The following is a 13,346-nucleotide window of genomic DNA, read 5'->3' as shown; positions in this document are numbered from 1 at the left end:
GCGCCTGGCGGTCCGAACACGGACTGCCAGGCGCTTTTTCGCGTTCGCCGGATCTAACCACCCCAACTGCCTCTTGCTATCCCAAATCGCGAGACACTAGGAAGTACGAATACTGCTCGCGGGCAGTAGCTAACAGAATCAGCTTTCGAAGTCGCAGATTCGTAGAGAGAAGGACCTCCGTCATGACCATCGCTCAGAAGCTCAGCTTCGACGTGCAGCATTCCGACCACGCTCGCACCGCGGCCGAGCGGGAGCAGGTACTGGCGAACCCCGGATTCGGGCAGGTCTTCACCGACCACATGATCTCGATCGACTACACCGACGGCGAGGGCTGGCACGACGCCCGGCTCATGCCGTACGGGCCGCTCTCGCTCAACCCCGCGACCTCGGTCTTCCACTATGCGCAGGAGCTGTTCGAGGGACTGAAGGCGTACCGGCAGATCTCCGGCTCGATCGCGACCTTCCGGCCGTACGCGAACGCCGCCCGCTTCAACCGCTCGGCCGAGCGCATGGCCATGCCCGAACTGCCGGAGGAGGCGTTCGTGGAGTCGCTGGAGCTGCTGGTCTCGGCCGACAAGGAGTGGGTGCCGACCACCGAGGGCCACAGCCTCTACCTGCGCCCGTTCATGTTCGCCACGCAGGCCGGGCTCGGCGTCAACTACCCGTCGAAGACCTACAAGTACATGGTGATCGCCTCGCCGGCGGCCTCGTACTTCAGCGGCGGCATCAAGCCCGTCTCGGTCTGGCTGTCCACCGAGTACACGCGCGCCGCGCCCGGCGGCACCGGCTTCGCCAAGTGCGGCGGCAACTACGCCGCCGCCTTCGTCGCCCAGCGCCAGGCCGTCGACAACGGCTGTGACCAGGTCGTCTGGCTCGACGCCCACAAGCACGAGTACGTCGAGGAGATGGGCGGGATGAACCTCTTCTTCGTCTTCGGCAACAAGCTCGTCACTCCGGCGCTCACCGGCACCCTGCTGCCCGGCATCACCCGGGAGTCGATCCTGGAGATGGCCGGCGACCTCGGCCTGGAGACCGAGGAGCGGCTGATCTCGGTGGACGAGTGGGAGTCCGCCTGCGCCTCCGGCGAGCTGACCGAGGTGTTCGCGTGCGGCACCGCCGCCGTGGTCACGCCGGTGGGCTCGGTCAGGGGCGACGACCGCTCCTGGACCATCGCCGACGGCACCCCCGGCCCGGTGACGATGCGGGTGCGCGAGGAGCTCGTCGGCATCCAGTACGGCGCCCGTCCCGACACCCGCAACTGGATCCACAAGATCGGCTAGAGCCGCGCGGACGGCCGGCGTCTCAGGCGCCGGCCTCCGTCAGGGCCGCGGTGTCGACGTGGAGGTTCCACGGGTCGGGCAGGAACACCGGCTCGCCCAGGGAGACGACGTTCTCGCTGCGGTAGCGCCGCCCGCCAGGCCCCCCGAACAGCGTCACCAACCGCTGGAACGGGTCGATCACCAGGTAGAGCGGCACCCCGCCGCGCGCGTACCCGCCCGTCTTGACGAAGTGCACGTCGTACGTCGTGGCCACCGAGACGACGTCCACGAGCAGGATCGTCGAGGCGCCGTGGACGGCGTGCTCCTCGTGCAGCCGCGGCCGGCGCGGGACCACGGCCAGGTCGGGCACGTAGAGATCGTGGCCGGGGCCCAGGTAGACGGTGATGTTCGGCCAGATCTCCCAGCCCCGGACCGCCGCCGCGGCGGCGAGCTGGAACAATGTCCGGGACAGGATCGTGTTGTGCTGCCAGGTGCCCGGCTCGTTCACCACGATCCGGCCCTGGACCGTCTCGATGCGGAACTCGGGGAACAGCTCGCGCACGGTGCGGTAGCGCTCTTCCAGGGGCCTGACCATGCCGCCGTCCTCATGCTTCCCGGGGGTTTCCAAAGGATCACTCAGAGTAACGGCGGCGGCGTCCCGCGATCTAGTGGTTCTTCCTGATCATCGTGATCCCGTCGGCGACCGGCAGCATCACCACGCTCACCCGGGGGTCCTCGATCACCAGGTCGTTGAACTCGCGGATCTGCACCGTCGTCGTCTCCGAGTGCGCCGGGTCGGCCACGTGGCCGCTGCGCAGCGTGTTGTCGGCCAGCAGCAGGCCGCCCGGCCGCAGCCGCTCGACCAGCAACTCGTAGTAACCGGGGTAGTTGCCCTTGTCGGCGTCGAGGAAGGCCAGGTCGATCGGCTCGTCGAAGGCGGCCAGCGTCTCCAGGGCGGGCCCGAGCGTCAGCGAGACGCGGTCGGTCACGCCCGCCCGCTCCCAGTAGCGCCGGGCGATGGACGTCCACTCCTCGCTCACGTCGAAGCAGTGCAGCCGCCCGCCGGACAACCCCCGCGCGATGCACACCGACGAGTAGCCGGTGAACGTGCCCACCTCGACCGCCACGGCCGGGGCCGTGAGCTGGGTCAGCATGGTCAGGAACCGGCCCTGGTCGGCGGAGATCTGCATCCTGGCGGCGTCGCCCGTCGCCTCGGCGGTCTCCCGCGCCAGCTCGTCGAGCAGGGGGTCGGGCGGGGTGGAGTGGTCGAGGATGTACCGGCCCACCGCGGGGTCGAGGAGGTTCGCCTTCATGAAGGTCATTCTCCCCTCACAGCGTTCTCTCATCGTCATCAGGTACCAATGAGGGAGCCGCCCCGGGCGGCTGTCCGGAGAGTGGTTCCGGCGTTGGTAGGGTCTGCGCGATCGGTGAGCTGGAAGTGGGCGGATGATGAAGCGGTTGGTTGCGGTCGCGGTCGCGTGTGCGGCGCTGGTGGTGCTCGGTGTGCTGGCCTTCTCGGAGCCGGGTGAGACGGCTGGGTCGGTACGCCTGACCAGGCAGCTAGACGGTTCGATGGTGCTGGCCGACAGGTCCGGCGACGCCCCCGTGCTCGACGTGTACGAGGACTTCGACTGCCCGATCTGCAAGGAGATGCACTCCAAGGTCGACGGCACGATCCAGAAGCTGGCCAGGGAGGGCAGGCTCAAGGTCGTCTTCCACCCCGTGACGATCTTCCAGGACGAGCCCATGCGCTCCAACTCCATCAGGGCCGCGGCCGCCGCCCGATGCGTGCCGGAGGAGAACTGGCTGGCCTTCAGGGACGAGCTCTACGCCATGCAGCCCGCCCCGCACGGCTCGGCCTCGGGCTTCACCGTGCAGGAGTTGGTGGCCGCCGCCAGGAAGGCCGGCGCCTCGGTGGACGAGTGCGTGACCTCGCAGTCGTACGCCAAGACCCACCTGGCGGAGACCTCGAAGATCCACATCCAGGGCACGCCGACCGTCCTGCTCGACGGGCAGCAGCTCGGCAACGAGGTGTTCGACCCGGCGGCCCTCGAACGCGCCGTCACCGGGGGCGCCGGCGTGCAAGTGTAAAGGTCGTGTCCACAAGCTGAGACCGATGTGCCAGATGGTGAATCCCTGTGGCAGACTGGCAGGCACCATGTTCTACGGTCTGCTCATTATCGGCAGGCGCGCTGGCTGACACAGGGACACCGCCAGCGCGCAGACCTCTCACGTCCGTGAGGGGTCTTTTTGTTTTCCAGGACACGGATCCGAAAGAAGAGACTTCATGGCCGACGACCGCTTCCACGTCTACGACACGACTCTGCGCGACGGCGCGCAGCAGGAAGGACTCAACCTCACCGTCGTCGACAAGCTCGCCATCGCACGGCAGCTGGACAGCCTGGGCGTCGGTTTCATCGAGGGGGGCTGGCCGGGCGCCAACCCCAAGGACACAGAGTTCTTCAGGCGCGCTCGAACAGAGCTCGACCTGAAGCACGCGCAGCTCGCCGCGTTCGGCGCGACCCGCCGGGCCGGTGTGAAGGCCGCCGACGACCCATTGGTAGCCGCATTGCGCGAATCCGGCGCGCCGGTCGTGACCCTTGTCGCCAAGAGCCACGACCGGCACGTGGAGCTGGCCCTCCGCACGACTCTCCAGGAGAACCTCGCGATGATCCGCGACACGGTCTCTCACCTTCGTGCGGAGGGACAGCGAGTCTTCCTCGACGCCGAGCACTTCTTCGACGGCTACACGTCCAATCCAGCCTACGCGCTGGAAGTGCTGCGGACCGCCGCCGAAGCCGGGGCCGACGTCATCGCCCTGTGCGACACGAACGGCGGCATGCTGCCCGACGAGCTGGCCGAGACCGTGCACGCGGCCGTCCAGACCGGGGCCCGCGTCGGCATCCACTGCCACGACGACACCGGCTGCGCCGTCGCCAACACCCTCGCCGCGGTCAAGGCGGGCGCCACGCACGTCCAGGGCTGCGCCAACGGCTACGGCGAGCGCTCGGGCAACGCCAACCTCTTCACCGTCGTCGCCAACCTCCAGCTCAAGCGCGGCTTCGACCTCGTGCCGCGGGAGGCGCTGGCGGACATGACCCGCATCGCCCACGCGATCACCGAGGTCACCAACGTCACCCCCAACTCGCACGCCCCCTACGTCGGCATGTCCGCCTTCGCCCACAAGGCCGGCCTGCACGCCAGCGCCATCAAGGTCGACCCCAACCTGTACCAGCACATCGACCCGGCCGCCGTGGGCAACGACATGCGCATGCTCGTCTCCGACATGGCCGGCCGCGCCTCCGTCGAGCTCAAGGGCCGCGAGCTGGGCTACGAGCTGACCCCCGAGCACACCAAGACGCTCGTCGAGCGCGTCAAGGAGCTGGAGTCGCAGGGCTTCACCTTCGAGGCCGCGGACGCGTCGTTCGAGCTGCTGCTGCGCGACACCGTCCAGGGGGCGCGCCGGCGGCACTTCGAGGTGGAGTCGTGGCGGGTGATCGTCGAGCGGACGAAGGGCGGCGAGCTGGTCAGCGAGGCCACCGTCAAGCTGCACGCCAAGGGCGAGCGCATCGTCGCCACCGGCGAGGGCAACGGCCCCGTGAACGCCCTGGACAAGGCCGTACGGCAGGGGCTTGAGCAGCTCTACCCCGAGCTGGCCAGGCTGGAGCTGGTGGACTACAAGGTCCGCATCCTCGAAGGCACCCACGGCACGGACGCCGTCACCCGCGTCCTCATCACCTCCAGCGACGACACCGCCGAGTGGGCGACGGTGGGGGTGGCCGAGAACATCATCGACGCCTCCTGGCAGGCGCTGGAGCAGGCGGTCACGTACGGCCTGCTGCGCGCCGGCCGCGACTGCAGCTGACCCCGGCGGCGGCGCGCGCCCCGAGCGGTTCCTGGGGTGCGCGCTCCGAGCGGGCTACGCTTTGGGGGCGCCGCGCGGCTGGGGGAGCTCAGGCGGAGATCGTCGAAAGCGGCGGGGGCGACCACGATCCGCGCGGTCGCCGCCACCCTGCCGTGCTCGGCTGCGATGAGCATCCCTGTGCACCGGATCAGGCGTCGGGCCACGTGTCCCTCATCTCGTCGTCGAGCGCCTCGCGGGCTGCGGCGACGTCGGTTTCGAAGTCGGGGTCCAGGGAGGCCGTGCTTCTCGCCAGGAACGCCTTGACCATCGTGGGAGCCGGTGCGATCACGGCGGCGGAGTTCCTGGACGCTTCGGTGGCGGTCATCACCTCATGGAATCAGGTCATCTGGTCGGGGGGACGTCGTCCGGGGAGTCGCCGGGGCGGACGAGGCCGGATTCGTAGGCGTGGCGGACCATATGGGCGCGGTCGCGGAGGGCGAGTTTGGCCAGCAGGCGGTTGATGTGGGTGCTGACGGTCGCCTCCGTGATGGACAGCGTGCCGGCGATCTCGGTGTTGGACAGGCCGTGCGCCACCAGCCGCAGCACCTCCTCCTCCCGGGCGGTCACCCCCGTGGCCGCCGGCGACGGGGCGGGGGCCGTACGCCGGTAGGCCGCCACGACGCGGCCGGTGACCGCCGGGTCGAGCAGGACGTCGCCCCGCGCGGCGCTGCGGATGGCGGCGAACAGGTGCTCGGGTGGCGACACCTTGGGCAGGAACCCGCTGACCCCGGCGTGCAGCGCGAGGTCGAGGTTCTCGTCGGTGTCGTAGGTGGTCAGCATGATCACTCGTGGGGGCGCCGGGGTCGCGAGGATGCGGCGGGCGGCCGCGGGCGGGGCTGGCGGGCTGGTGGTTCCCGGCGGGCGTGCTGGCGGGCATCGTGGTGTGGCTGTTCGGCGCGAGCGCGTGGAACCTGGTGCTCGGGATCGGCGGCCCGGTCATCCTGCTGGCCGCGTTCGGCGCCGTCGGCGTGTCGATCATCCGCACGCCGGCGCGGCGGGAGCGGGCGGCCTAGAGGCGGTCGGGGCCGCCGTCCTCGTCCAGCCAGGCCACGACGTGAGTGGTGAAGCTGTCCACGAGGGTCAGGGGTTCGCCGGCCAGCACGAGGAGGGCGACGAGCTGGTTGACGCCGAACGCGCGCTCCCAGGTGACCGCCCGCCGGTAGGTGCCGGCGTCGACGGCGTCGCGCAGGTGCTCCCAGCCGTGCCAGCCCATGAAGGCCGCGTCGATCGCCGGGTCGAACAGGTGGGCCCGGTCCCAGTCGAGGACGCCGACCAGCTTGCCGTCGGCGTCCCAGTGGACGTTGTCGCCGACGAGGTCGCCGTGGACCAGCGAGTCGGGGACCTGTTCCAGGGCCAGGGCGTCGTCGAGGCGCCGGCGTCCCTCCTCCCGCCACCTGGCCGGGAAGCGCGGGATGACCTCTTCGGCGAGGATCGTGCTCCAGCTCGCGGGCCCGGCGTACGAGCGCGGGGCGGGCAGCAGGGCGCGCAGCTCCGGGGTGACGGGCAGCTCGCGGAGGGCGCCGAGCAGCTCGCCGATCAGGGCCGGGTCGCCCTGGCCCGCGCCGAGACCGGCGCCGTCCAGCCAGGACACGGCCACGGCGGCGCGCTCCCCGAACGTCGTCACCGGCGTCAGCGGCTCGGGCACCGCGAACGGCAGCCCGGCGGCCGCGATCGCGCGCAGCAGCTCGGTCCGCCGCGGCAGCGCCGCGCTCACGCTCGGCCGCCGGCCGACCCGCACGGCCGCCACCCCGGGGAGCAGCACGACGTCGTGCATCCCGCCGGGGGCGAGCCGCGCACTGCCGAGGGGAGCGCCGGGTACGAGCGCGTCGGCGATCTCCAGCAGGTCAGAGGGCACGGACTCGCTCATCGGCTCATCTCTTCCGAGGGGGAGGGGGTACGCGTAGAGCCTACGCGGGTCCTGACCGGTGCCCGGCCTCCATACGATGGGGTCCCATGAGCTTCAGTGTGCTCGGCGTGCACGCCCACCCGGACGACGAGGCGATCTGGACCGGCGGCACCCTCGCCAAATACGCCGACGAGGGCGCCACGACCGCCGTCGTCACCTGCACCTGGGCCGAGGGCACCCGGCGGGCGCAGGAGCTGGAACGGGCCCTCGACATCCTCGGCGCGGGCAAGCCCCGGCTGCTCGGCCTCGCCGACGCGGGCAAGCCCGAGTCCGCCCCCGGCCGTCCGCGCTTCCTCGACGTGCCGTTCGACGAGGCGGTGGGCCTGCTGGTCGAGCACATCAGAGCCGTCCGGCCCGACGTCGTGCTCACCTTCGACGGCTTCGGCGGCTACGGCCACCCCGACCACGTGCACGTGCACCGGGTCACCCTGGCCGCGGTCGAGGCGGCCGGCTACGACCAGCTCTACCCCGGCACGGGCGACCCCTGGCGGCCGCACGCGCTCTACCTGGCGACCGTCCCGCGCTCGGTCGTGACGGCCCACTGGCGGGCGGTCTTCGGCGCCGATCCGGAGCCGGGCCAGGCCCTGCCCGGCGTCCCCGACCACCAGGTGTCGGCCGCGATCGACGTGTCGCGCTGGTCGGAGCGCAAGTGGGCGGCCATGCTCGCCCACGAGTCCGAGGTGGAGCGCGGCGCGTCGATGACCATGCTGACCGGGCTGCCGGAGCGGGCCCGCGCCCAGATGCTCGCCAACGAGTGGTACCGCCGGATCGCCTTCTAGACCGGCTAGAGCAGGCCCGCGGAGAGGGTCTCGCCCTCGACCTTGAGCTTGCCCCCCGAGCACGACACCTTGGGCGAGTCGGTGCCCGGCACGATCACCGTCAGCAGCGACTTCGCCGCCGGCGACACCACCACGTTGGTCGCGTCCTTGGCCAGGTAGGTGGGCGAGACCCAGCCCAGCTTGCCGCCGCGCTCCACCTTCTGGCCGCCGACCCGCTCGCACGCGGAGAACTGCATCAGCGTCACCTTGAAGGCGCCGTCGGCCAGCACCACCTTGCCGCCGCCGGTCGAGACGACCTTGTACGAGGGCGCGAACCGCCACAGGTTCCTGACCTTCTTGCCCCCGGAGGCCGTGTCGAGCACCGCCATCAGGTCCTGGCCGTGGTTCACCAGCACCGAACGCGTCCGGCTCACGCCGTAGGCCCGGTCCGTGAGGCGGAAGGCCTGCCGGTCCTTGCCGTAGGAGGTCTTGGTCAGCTTGGACGAGGTGCGCGGCCGGAACCGGGCCCCCTCGACCGTCGGCACGTTGTGCGCCTCGGGGGAGAGCGTCCAGTAGCGGTAGGCGCTCTTCTCGTAGGAGTGGAAGCCGCCGTCCATGAGGATGTCGCGGCCCTGCGCGTAGTACGTCACGCCCAGGTGGTCCTCGTGCCCGTGGAACTTCATGCCGGGCCCGAACCTGATCGAGTAGTACGACGAGTCCGGCTTCCCCCAGGCCGTCCGGCCGTAGACGTAACCGGCCTTGTAGACCTTGACCTTCTGCTTCGGGGTGCCGGTCTCCATCTTCGGCTCGGTCTCGGCGCTGCCGTCGCCGATCGGGACCATGTAGCCGTTGGGCATCGTGGAGTGGGCGATGAAGTCCTTCAGCGCCTCGGCCCGCCGGCTGATCTCGGCCGGCACCTTGCGGTCGCACGCCTTCATGTTGGTGATGGCGACCTGGAGGCGGCCGAACACGTAGACGGCGTAGCGGGGGGCCTGCTCCATGAGCGCGCCCTGGGAGTCGACGTCGAGCTTGACCGTGCCGGTGAGCCGCCTGGAGGCCAGGCTCGACCAGTCGGAGCGGCCGTACCGGCAGCCGATGCCCATGAGGGCGATGTCCTGGTCGATGCCGTGGTTGTGGCCCTTCTTGTACAGCCGCGCGTCCGACAGCAGCTTGGCGTGGTCGGCCAGGCTGTCCTTCAGCCAGCTGTCCTTGACGTGCATGCTCAGGCACAACAACGGCTGCGTGCGCAGCGAGACCGGGTGGTCCTTCCACACGTACGGCTTGGTGGCGGCGGCCCCGCGCCGGTTGTTCGCCACCCAGTCCTTGGTGATCTCGGTGGCACGATCCAGGTAACGCCGCTCGCCGGTGTTCTCGTAGGCCACGACCAGCGTGCCCATCCAGCGCAACGACTGGAAGACGAACTCCCACGACCGGTTCCGGTACGGGCTCGCCCCCCAGTCGATGTCCTTGCCCAGCTTGTACGCCGGCAGCCCCACCAGCGAGATCTCGCCCTTCATGACGTCCTCGGCCGTCGGCGTGCCCGGCAGCCAGTCGCCTTGGCACTGCGCGGTACGGGTCACCTTGTCGGCGGCCTGCGCCGGGCTCGTCAGCCCGCCGAGCGCGAGCGTGAGGGCAAGAGGTATCGCGAGCCGGCGCACGCCAGGGTTCCTTCCGGACAAGAAAGTGAGGGCGGGACATGCTTTCGGAATCACGATCAACCGGTCAAGTCGCGTACCGGATCGTTAACGGCCCGATGCCCGCCGGTGCCTCCGGCAGCGCGGATGTCATGCTGGAGCCGTGAGATTCGACGACATCGTGCTGCCCGACACGCCCGCCTGCCGCGGCGCGCTGGAGGTGGCCACCCGCTACCAGTCACCCTCGCTGCTCAACCACTCCATACGCGCGTACCTGTGGGCCGCCGCCTACGCCCGGAGCAGGGCGATCGACTTCGACGCCGAGCTGCTCTACGTGTCGTCCATGCTGCACGACATCGGCCTGGTCGCCGAGTTCGACAGCCAGACGGTGCCGTTCGAGGAGGCCGGCGGGCACGTGGCCTGGGCCTTCTGCGCGGGGGCCGGCTGGTCGCCCGAGCGCCGGCTGCGCGCCTCCGAGGTGATCATCCGGCACATGTGGGAGGAGGTGCCGGTGGAGGAGGACCCGGAGGGCCACCTGCTGGAGCTCTCCACCGGCATGGACATCTCCGGCCGGCGCACCGAGGACATCCCCGACGGCGTGCGGCGCGAGGTGCTGGAGCGCTACCCGCGGCTGGAGATCGCCAAGGAGTTCGCCGCCTGCATCGCCGACCAGGGCGCGCGCAAGCCGTCGAGCTACGCCGGCCGGTTCGTGCGCGGCGGGATCGCCGACCGCATCGCCGCCAACCCCCTCGACGCCTAACCCTTGGGCCCGGCGCTCTGCACGACGTCGAAGCTCCACACCTGGGAGTCCGTCGCCGCCGGGCCCTGCCCGTGACCGTGACCCTGGCCGTGACCCTGCCCCGCGGCGGCCTGGGCGTGGCCGCGCTGGAAGGCCTGGCCCTGCTGCCAGGTCCGGAAGTCCTCCTCGCTGCGCCAGCGCGTGTAGACGAGGTACTGGTCGGTGCCCTCGACCGGCCGCAGCAGCTCGAACCACTCGAACCCGTCGGCCGACTCCACCATCCCGGCCCGGCCGGAGAACCGCCGCTCCAGCTCCTCCCGCATCTCGGCGGGCACGGTCAGGACGTTGATCTTCACGATGGACAACGGAGGACCCCTCTCGGCGAAGCCTTAGCGCACGACCCGCTGCGTCGCAGGTGAGGGCTCCAGGCTAACGCGGGCCACCGCCGGTACGTGATCCCTGTCCAGCGCGTCCCGCAGGTTCGGCAGGGTGACCCGGGACAGGTGCTCGCTCAGCTCGCTCATCGGGGCGGCCTCGTCGGCGGCCACGCGCAGCCGTACCTCCGGGTGGCCGCGCGGGCCGACCAGGTCGGCGTCGGCGTTCAGGACGGCGGGGCTGGCCGCGACGTCGGCGGCGACCGCGTGGGCCATCCCGCCCGCCGCGATCTCGGTGACGCCGTCCGGGCCGGCCTCCAGGCGCAGCCGGGTGCGGGCGTCCCTGCGGCCCTGCGCGACCAGCCAGCGCAGGGCCAGCAGCGCGACCAGGACCGACACGGCGGCCACGGCCCACCACACGGGCGGGCTGTTGCGGGCGAAGAACCCGCGCACGCCGGCGTCCACGATCGGCGTGGACGGCCCCAGCAGCCCGCGGGCCAGCGTCAGCCCGCCGAGCGCGGCCAGCACCAGCCCGACCAGGGCCAGCCCCCACCGGTTGCCGCGGCCGGTCTTCCTGTTCATCGGCGCTCCTTGACGTTGACCGCCACCCGGTACGGCTCCACCGGGTCCAGCCCGGCGAGCCTGGTGAGGACGGCTTCGCGCACGGCCCGGCCGAAGCCCTCGTCGTCCCAGCCGGACGTGGTGGGCGTGACGGCGACCGTATGGCCGCGCAGGCTGGCGTGCGCCGAGCGCACCCCGGGCACCTCCTCGGCGGCGTGCTCCAGGGCCCTGGTGAAGCTCTTGGGACGCACACCGATGATCAGGTCGGGGTCGCCGGTCCGCACGGGGACCATCCGCGGCCGTCCCGGCACCAGGGCGGCGACCAGCAGCGCCAGCCCTGCCAGCGCCACGATCGCGGCCCCGGTCAGGACCAGCGGGTCCGACCACGGCGTCGTGGCCGCCCACGCCAGCATCCGGTCGTAGGGCAGCCATCGCAACGGGCTGCCCACCAGCGCGGACACCGTCTCGGCGGCGACCAGCAGCCCCAGCAGCGTGAGCAGGACGGCGACCACGATGGCCGGCACCCGGCGCTGCGGCCGGAACGCGCGCACCGCGGCCCGGTCGGCGCCCTTGTCCCGCGGCGGCGCCGCCCCCGGCTCGCCCCGGTGCGCCCCCGCCCCGCCCGCCGGGACGGCCCCCGGCGTCTCCACGGGCTCCTCGGACGGGAGCGGGCGGGTCATGCCGGGCCTCCCGCCAGATCGGTCATGATCACGTCGAGGCGGGTGACGTCCAGGCCGGTCTGCATGGCCACCCGGTTGCGCACGTGCTCCCGCAGCCGCGCGGCCACGGCGTGCAGCGGCGCCGGGTAGGCGACGGTCACGTCCAGCTTCAGGGTGGCCCGCTCGCCGCGCACCTCGGCGCTGGACGCGTGCGTCCACGGCGCCCCGCCCAGCCGCACGTCGAGCACCTCGGGCACCTCACGCGCCGCGCAGCAGGCGATCTTGGTGACCACCCGCTCGGAGATCTCGGTACGGCCCCGCCGCTCGGGCTCGGCCGACGGCGCGAGCCGCTGCCGGGGAACCGTGACGTGGGCGGTGGTGGTCATCGCCGCCTCGCGGTCAGGCCGGACAGGTTCAGCTCGCCGGTCTCGGCGACCTTGCCGACCAGGAAGCCGACCGCGCCGAGCACGAGGACGAGGAGGAACGCGCCGAGGCCGCCGAAGGCCCCCGCGAGTCCGAGGATGATGCCGACCGCCATGCCGATGACCGGCAGCCAAGGGACGTTGCTCATGATTCCTCCACCACGTCGATCACCACGTCGTCGATGTGCACGTTCACGGGACGTCCGCCGCCCGGCTCCCACACCGCCTGGCGGACGTCCTCGGCGGTCTCGGGCAGCGGCCGTACCAGGGTCGCCACGATGGCGATCTCCACCGTGTCCCCGTCGGCCGAGACGCCCATGACCCGCGCCCCGGGCAGGTACGTCGCCACCGTCCCGAACGGGCCGCCGGAGAGCCCCGCCACCCCCGGGCAGGCCCGTACGAGCTCGGCCAGCGTCTCGGCCTCCGCCTTGGCGTCGGCGTCGGCGTCGTCCCGCGTGTAGGCGGTGGCGCCGGGCCCGGTCATTGGACCCGGGGCTCCGGCTGCTCGATGGCCTCGCGGCGACCGTCGCCCCTGTCCCTGTCCCTGTCCCTGTCCCTGTCCTGGCCGGGCAGGTGCACGTCGTCCACCCTGATGTTGACCTCGGTCACCTCCAGGCCGCACATGCGCTCGACCGCCGCGATGACGTTCCTGCGCACGGCCGCGGCCAGGTCGGGGATGGCGGTGCCGTACTCGGCGACCAGGTCCATGTCCACGGCCGCCTGGCGCTCGCCGACCTCGACCGAGACGCCCTGGGCGACGCTGCGCTCCCCGCCGACCATCCCGCGCACGTTGCCGAGCGCCCTGGCGGCGCCGCCGCCCATGGCGTGCACGCCGGATACCTCGCGTGCGGCCAGTCCGGCGATCTTGGCGACGACGACGTCGTCGATGCTCGTCGTGCCCTTGTCGGTGACCAGCGAAGTCGCCGGCCCGCCCTCCTGCGTTCTGGCCCGCGGTACGGCAGAAGTCTGGTTGACCATCGTGTCCGGCACGTTCCGTCACCCCCTAGAAGTCTCTGATAAGCAGAGATATCCGCTTAACCGCCACCGATGCCCCACAAAACGGACTCTGGGGGCATTTATGGAGAGTTCCTGACTTTTTTGCCGGTGGGCGGACCCCTCCGGCGGCGGCG

At 71.5% G+C, this 13,346-nt stretch carries 19 protein-coding genes; 6 read left to right on the top strand and 13 right to left on the bottom strand.

Annotation, left to right across the window (positions count from 1 at the left end; genetic code table 11):
- Nucleotides 1-182 precede the first annotated feature (182 nt).
- Entirely contained in the window at nucleotides 183-1,280 is a 1,098-nt protein-coding gene (locus AB0C33_RS17345) for a branched-chain amino acid aminotransferase (RefSeq protein ID WP_358288600.1), read from the top strand.
- Between the two features lie 22 nt (nucleotides 1,281-1,302).
- Here the strand turns inward: AB0C33_RS17345 and AB0C33_RS17340 are convergent, their stop codons facing one another.
- Together AB0C33_RS17340 and AB0C33_RS17335 are read right to left on the bottom strand one after the other, a co-directional pair.
- Nucleotides 1,303-1,854 (bottom strand): Uma2 family endonuclease, encoded by a 552-nt coding sequence (locus AB0C33_RS17340; protein ID WP_358288597.1) that lies wholly within the window; start codon nucleotides 1,852-1,854, stop codon nucleotides 1,303-1,305.
- Between the two features lie 70 nt (nucleotides 1,855-1,924).
- The gene (locus AB0C33_RS17335) at nucleotides 1,925-2,572 is read right to left on the bottom strand and encodes an O-methyltransferase (protein ID WP_352319024.1); all 648 of its coding nucleotides are present in this window, start codon (nucleotides 2,570-2,572) and stop codon (nucleotides 1,925-1,927) included.
- A 133-nt stretch (nucleotides 2,573-2,705) separates the two neighbouring features.
- Between AB0C33_RS17335 and AB0C33_RS17330 the strand changes: the two genes are divergently transcribed.
- Together AB0C33_RS17330 and cimA are read left to right on the top strand one after the other, a co-directional pair.
- Nucleotides 2,706-3,350, top strand: a complete 645-nt coding sequence (locus AB0C33_RS17330) for a thioredoxin domain-containing protein (protein WP_358288594.1) — start codon at nucleotides 2,706-2,708, stop codon at nucleotides 3,348-3,350.
- A 196-nt stretch (nucleotides 3,351-3,546) separates the two neighbouring features.
- A complete protein-coding gene (cimA, locus tag AB0C33_RS17325; RefSeq protein WP_358288591.1) occupies nucleotides 3,547-5,124 on the top strand; it encodes a citramalate synthase in 1,578 nt (525 codons plus the stop codon).
- 187 nt (nucleotides 5,125-5,311) lie between these two features.
- Here the strand turns inward: cimA and AB0C33_RS17320 are convergent, their stop codons facing one another.
- Both AB0C33_RS17320 and AB0C33_RS17315 read right to left on the bottom strand, forming a co-directional pair.
- Complete coding sequence (locus tag AB0C33_RS17320) at nucleotides 5,312-5,488, bottom strand: hypothetical protein (RefSeq protein WP_358288588.1); 177 nt, start codon at nucleotides 5,486-5,488, stop codon at nucleotides 5,312-5,314.
- Nucleotides 5,489-5,505: 17 nt separating this feature from the next.
- Nucleotides 5,506-5,943: a response regulator transcription factor gene (locus AB0C33_RS17315; RefSeq protein ID WP_358288586.1), complete on the bottom strand. Its 438-nt coding sequence runs from the start codon at nucleotides 5,941-5,943 to the stop codon at nucleotides 5,506-5,508.
- 8 nt (nucleotides 5,944-5,951) lie between these two features.
- Here AB0C33_RS17315 and AB0C33_RS17310 point away from each other — a divergent pair, with 8 nt between their 5' ends.
- On the top strand, nucleotides 5,952-6,176 hold the full coding sequence (locus AB0C33_RS17310) for a hypothetical protein (protein ID WP_358288583.1): 225 nt from the start codon (nucleotides 5,952-5,954) through the stop codon (nucleotides 6,174-6,176).
- Here the strand turns inward: AB0C33_RS17310 and AB0C33_RS17305 are convergent.
- Nucleotides 6,173-7,030, bottom strand: a complete 858-nt coding sequence (locus tag AB0C33_RS17305; RefSeq protein WP_358288580.1) for a phosphotransferase — start codon at nucleotides 7,028-7,030, stop codon at nucleotides 6,173-6,175. The two genes, AB0C33_RS17310 and AB0C33_RS17305, sit on opposite strands and share 4 nt — an antisense overlap.
- An 86-nt stretch (nucleotides 7,031-7,116) precedes the next feature.
- Here AB0C33_RS17305 and AB0C33_RS17300 point away from each other — a divergent pair, with 86 nt between their 5' ends.
- Nucleotides 7,117-7,848: a PIG-L family deacetylase gene (locus AB0C33_RS17300; protein ID WP_358288577.1), complete on the top strand. Its 732-nt coding sequence runs from the start codon at nucleotides 7,117-7,119 to the stop codon at nucleotides 7,846-7,848.
- 5 nt (nucleotides 7,849-7,853) lie between these two features.
- Here AB0C33_RS17300 and AB0C33_RS17295 read toward each other — a convergent pair whose 3' ends face one another.
- Complete coding sequence (locus AB0C33_RS17295) at nucleotides 7,854-9,485, bottom strand: heparinase II/III family protein (RefSeq protein ID WP_358288575.1); 1,632 nt, start codon at nucleotides 9,483-9,485, stop codon at nucleotides 7,854-7,856.
- A gap of 139 nt (nucleotides 9,486-9,624) precedes the next feature.
- Here AB0C33_RS17295 and AB0C33_RS17290 point away from each other — a divergent pair, with 139 nt between their 5' ends.
- Nucleotides 9,625-10,221, top strand: a complete 597-nt coding sequence (locus AB0C33_RS17290) for an HD domain-containing protein (RefSeq protein ID WP_358288572.1) — start codon at nucleotides 9,625-9,627, stop codon at nucleotides 10,219-10,221.
- On the opposite strand, the gene AB0C33_RS17285 is transcribed toward AB0C33_RS17290, so the two are convergent.
- The 7 genes from AB0C33_RS17285 to AB0C33_RS17255 are packed head-to-tail and all read right to left on the bottom strand — an operon-like array spanning nucleotide 10,218 to nucleotide 13,206.
- Nucleotides 10,218-10,565 carry an antibiotic biosynthesis monooxygenase gene (locus AB0C33_RS17285; protein ID WP_358288569.1) on the bottom strand — a complete coding sequence of 116 codons (348 nt, stop codon included), beginning with the start codon at nucleotides 10,563-10,565 and terminating at the stop codon, nucleotides 10,218-10,220. The two genes, AB0C33_RS17290 and AB0C33_RS17285, sit on opposite strands and share 4 nt — an antisense overlap.
- A 24-nt stretch (nucleotides 10,566-10,589) precedes the next feature.
- Nucleotides 10,590-11,156 carry an alkaline shock response membrane anchor protein AmaP gene (locus AB0C33_RS17280; protein ID WP_358288568.1) on the bottom strand — a complete coding sequence of 189 codons (567 nt, stop codon included), beginning with the start codon at nucleotides 11,154-11,156 and terminating at the stop codon, nucleotides 10,590-10,592.
- Nucleotides 11,153-11,815, bottom strand: a complete 663-nt coding sequence (locus AB0C33_RS17275; protein ID WP_358288566.1) for a DUF6286 domain-containing protein — start codon at nucleotides 11,813-11,815, stop codon at nucleotides 11,153-11,155. The genes AB0C33_RS17280 and AB0C33_RS17275 overlap by 4 nt, the downstream gene beginning before the upstream one ends.
- Nucleotides 11,812-12,180, bottom strand: a complete 369-nt coding sequence (locus tag AB0C33_RS17270) for an Asp23/Gls24 family envelope stress response protein (protein ID WP_358288563.1) — start codon at nucleotides 12,178-12,180, stop codon at nucleotides 11,812-11,814. The genes AB0C33_RS17275 and AB0C33_RS17270 overlap by 4 nt, the downstream gene beginning before the upstream one ends.
- Nucleotides 12,177-12,365 (bottom strand): hypothetical protein, encoded by a 189-nt coding sequence (locus AB0C33_RS17265; protein WP_352352177.1) that lies wholly within the window; start codon nucleotides 12,363-12,365, stop codon nucleotides 12,177-12,179. The genes AB0C33_RS17270 and AB0C33_RS17265 overlap by 4 nt, the downstream gene beginning before the upstream one ends.
- Nucleotides 12,362-12,700, bottom strand: a complete 339-nt coding sequence (locus tag AB0C33_RS17260) for a hypothetical protein (protein ID WP_358288560.1) — start codon at nucleotides 12,698-12,700, stop codon at nucleotides 12,362-12,364. Before AB0C33_RS17260 ends, AB0C33_RS17265 begins: the two co-directional genes overlap by 4 nt.
- The gene (locus tag AB0C33_RS17255) at nucleotides 12,697-13,206 is read right to left on the bottom strand and encodes an Asp23/Gls24 family envelope stress response protein (RefSeq protein WP_358288557.1); all 510 of its coding nucleotides are present in this window, start codon (nucleotides 13,204-13,206) and stop codon (nucleotides 12,697-12,699) included. Before AB0C33_RS17255 ends, AB0C33_RS17260 begins: the two co-directional genes overlap by 4 nt.
- Between the last annotated feature and the right edge of the window lie 140 nt (nucleotides 13,207-13,346).

The sequence above is a fragment of the Nonomuraea sp. NPDC048881 genome (genome assembly GCF_040649795.1).
Lineage (GTDB): Bacteria > Actinomycetota > Actinomycetes > Streptosporangiales > Streptosporangiaceae > Nonomuraea.
This window is presented reverse-complemented; position numbering and strand designations above follow the sequence as displayed.

Excerpts from the sequence above, each read along its gene's own strand:
- AB0C33_RS17335 (WP_352319024.1), bottom strand. The coding sequence starts at position 2,572 with ATGAAGGCGAACCTCCTCGACCCCGCGGTGGGCCGGTACATCCTCGAC.
- AB0C33_RS17330 (WP_358288594.1), top strand. The coding sequence starts at position 2,706 with ATGATGAAGCGGTTGGTTGCGGTCGCGGTCGCGTGTGCGGCGCTGGTG.
- AB0C33_RS17315 (WP_358288586.1), bottom strand. The coding sequence starts at position 5,943 with ATGCTGACCACCTACGACACCGACGAGAACCTCGACCTCGCGCTGCAC.
- cimA (WP_358288591.1), top strand. The coding sequence starts at position 3,547 with ATGGCCGACGACCGCTTCCACGTCTACGACACGACTCTGCGCGACGGC.
- AB0C33_RS17265 (WP_352352177.1), bottom strand. The coding sequence starts at position 12,365 with ATGAGCAACGTCCCTTGGCTGCCGGTCATCGGCATGGCGGTCGGCATC.
- AB0C33_RS17345 (WP_358288600.1), top strand. The coding sequence starts at position 183 with ATGACCATCGCTCAGAAGCTCAGCTTCGACGTGCAGCATTCCGACCAC.
- AB0C33_RS17340 (WP_358288597.1), bottom strand. The coding sequence starts at position 1,854 with ATGGTCAGGCCCCTGGAAGAGCGCTACCGCACCGTGCGCGAGCTGTTC.
- AB0C33_RS17260 (WP_358288560.1), bottom strand. The coding sequence starts at position 12,700 with ATGACCGGGCCCGGCGCCACCGCCTACACGCGGGACGACGCCGACGCC.
- AB0C33_RS17280 (WP_358288568.1), bottom strand. The coding sequence starts at position 11,156 with ATGAACAGGAAGACCGGCCGCGGCAACCGGTGGGGGCTGGCCCTGGTC.
- AB0C33_RS17270 (WP_358288563.1), bottom strand. The coding sequence starts at position 12,180 with ATGACCACCACCGCCCACGTCACGGTTCCCCGGCAGCGGCTCGCGCCG.
- AB0C33_RS17300 (WP_358288577.1), top strand. The coding sequence starts at position 7,117 with ATGAGCTTCAGTGTGCTCGGCGTGCACGCCCACCCGGACGACGAGGCG.
- AB0C33_RS17275 (WP_358288566.1), bottom strand. The coding sequence starts at position 11,815 with ATGACCCGCCCGCTCCCGTCCGAGGAGCCCGTGGAGACGCCGGGGGCC.
- AB0C33_RS17320 (WP_358288588.1), bottom strand. The coding sequence starts at position 5,488 with ATGACCGCCACCGAAGCGTCCAGGAACTCCGCCGCCGTGATCGCACCG.
- AB0C33_RS17305 (WP_358288580.1), bottom strand. The coding sequence starts at position 7,030 with ATGAGCGAGTCCGTGCCCTCTGACCTGCTGGAGATCGCCGACGCGCTC.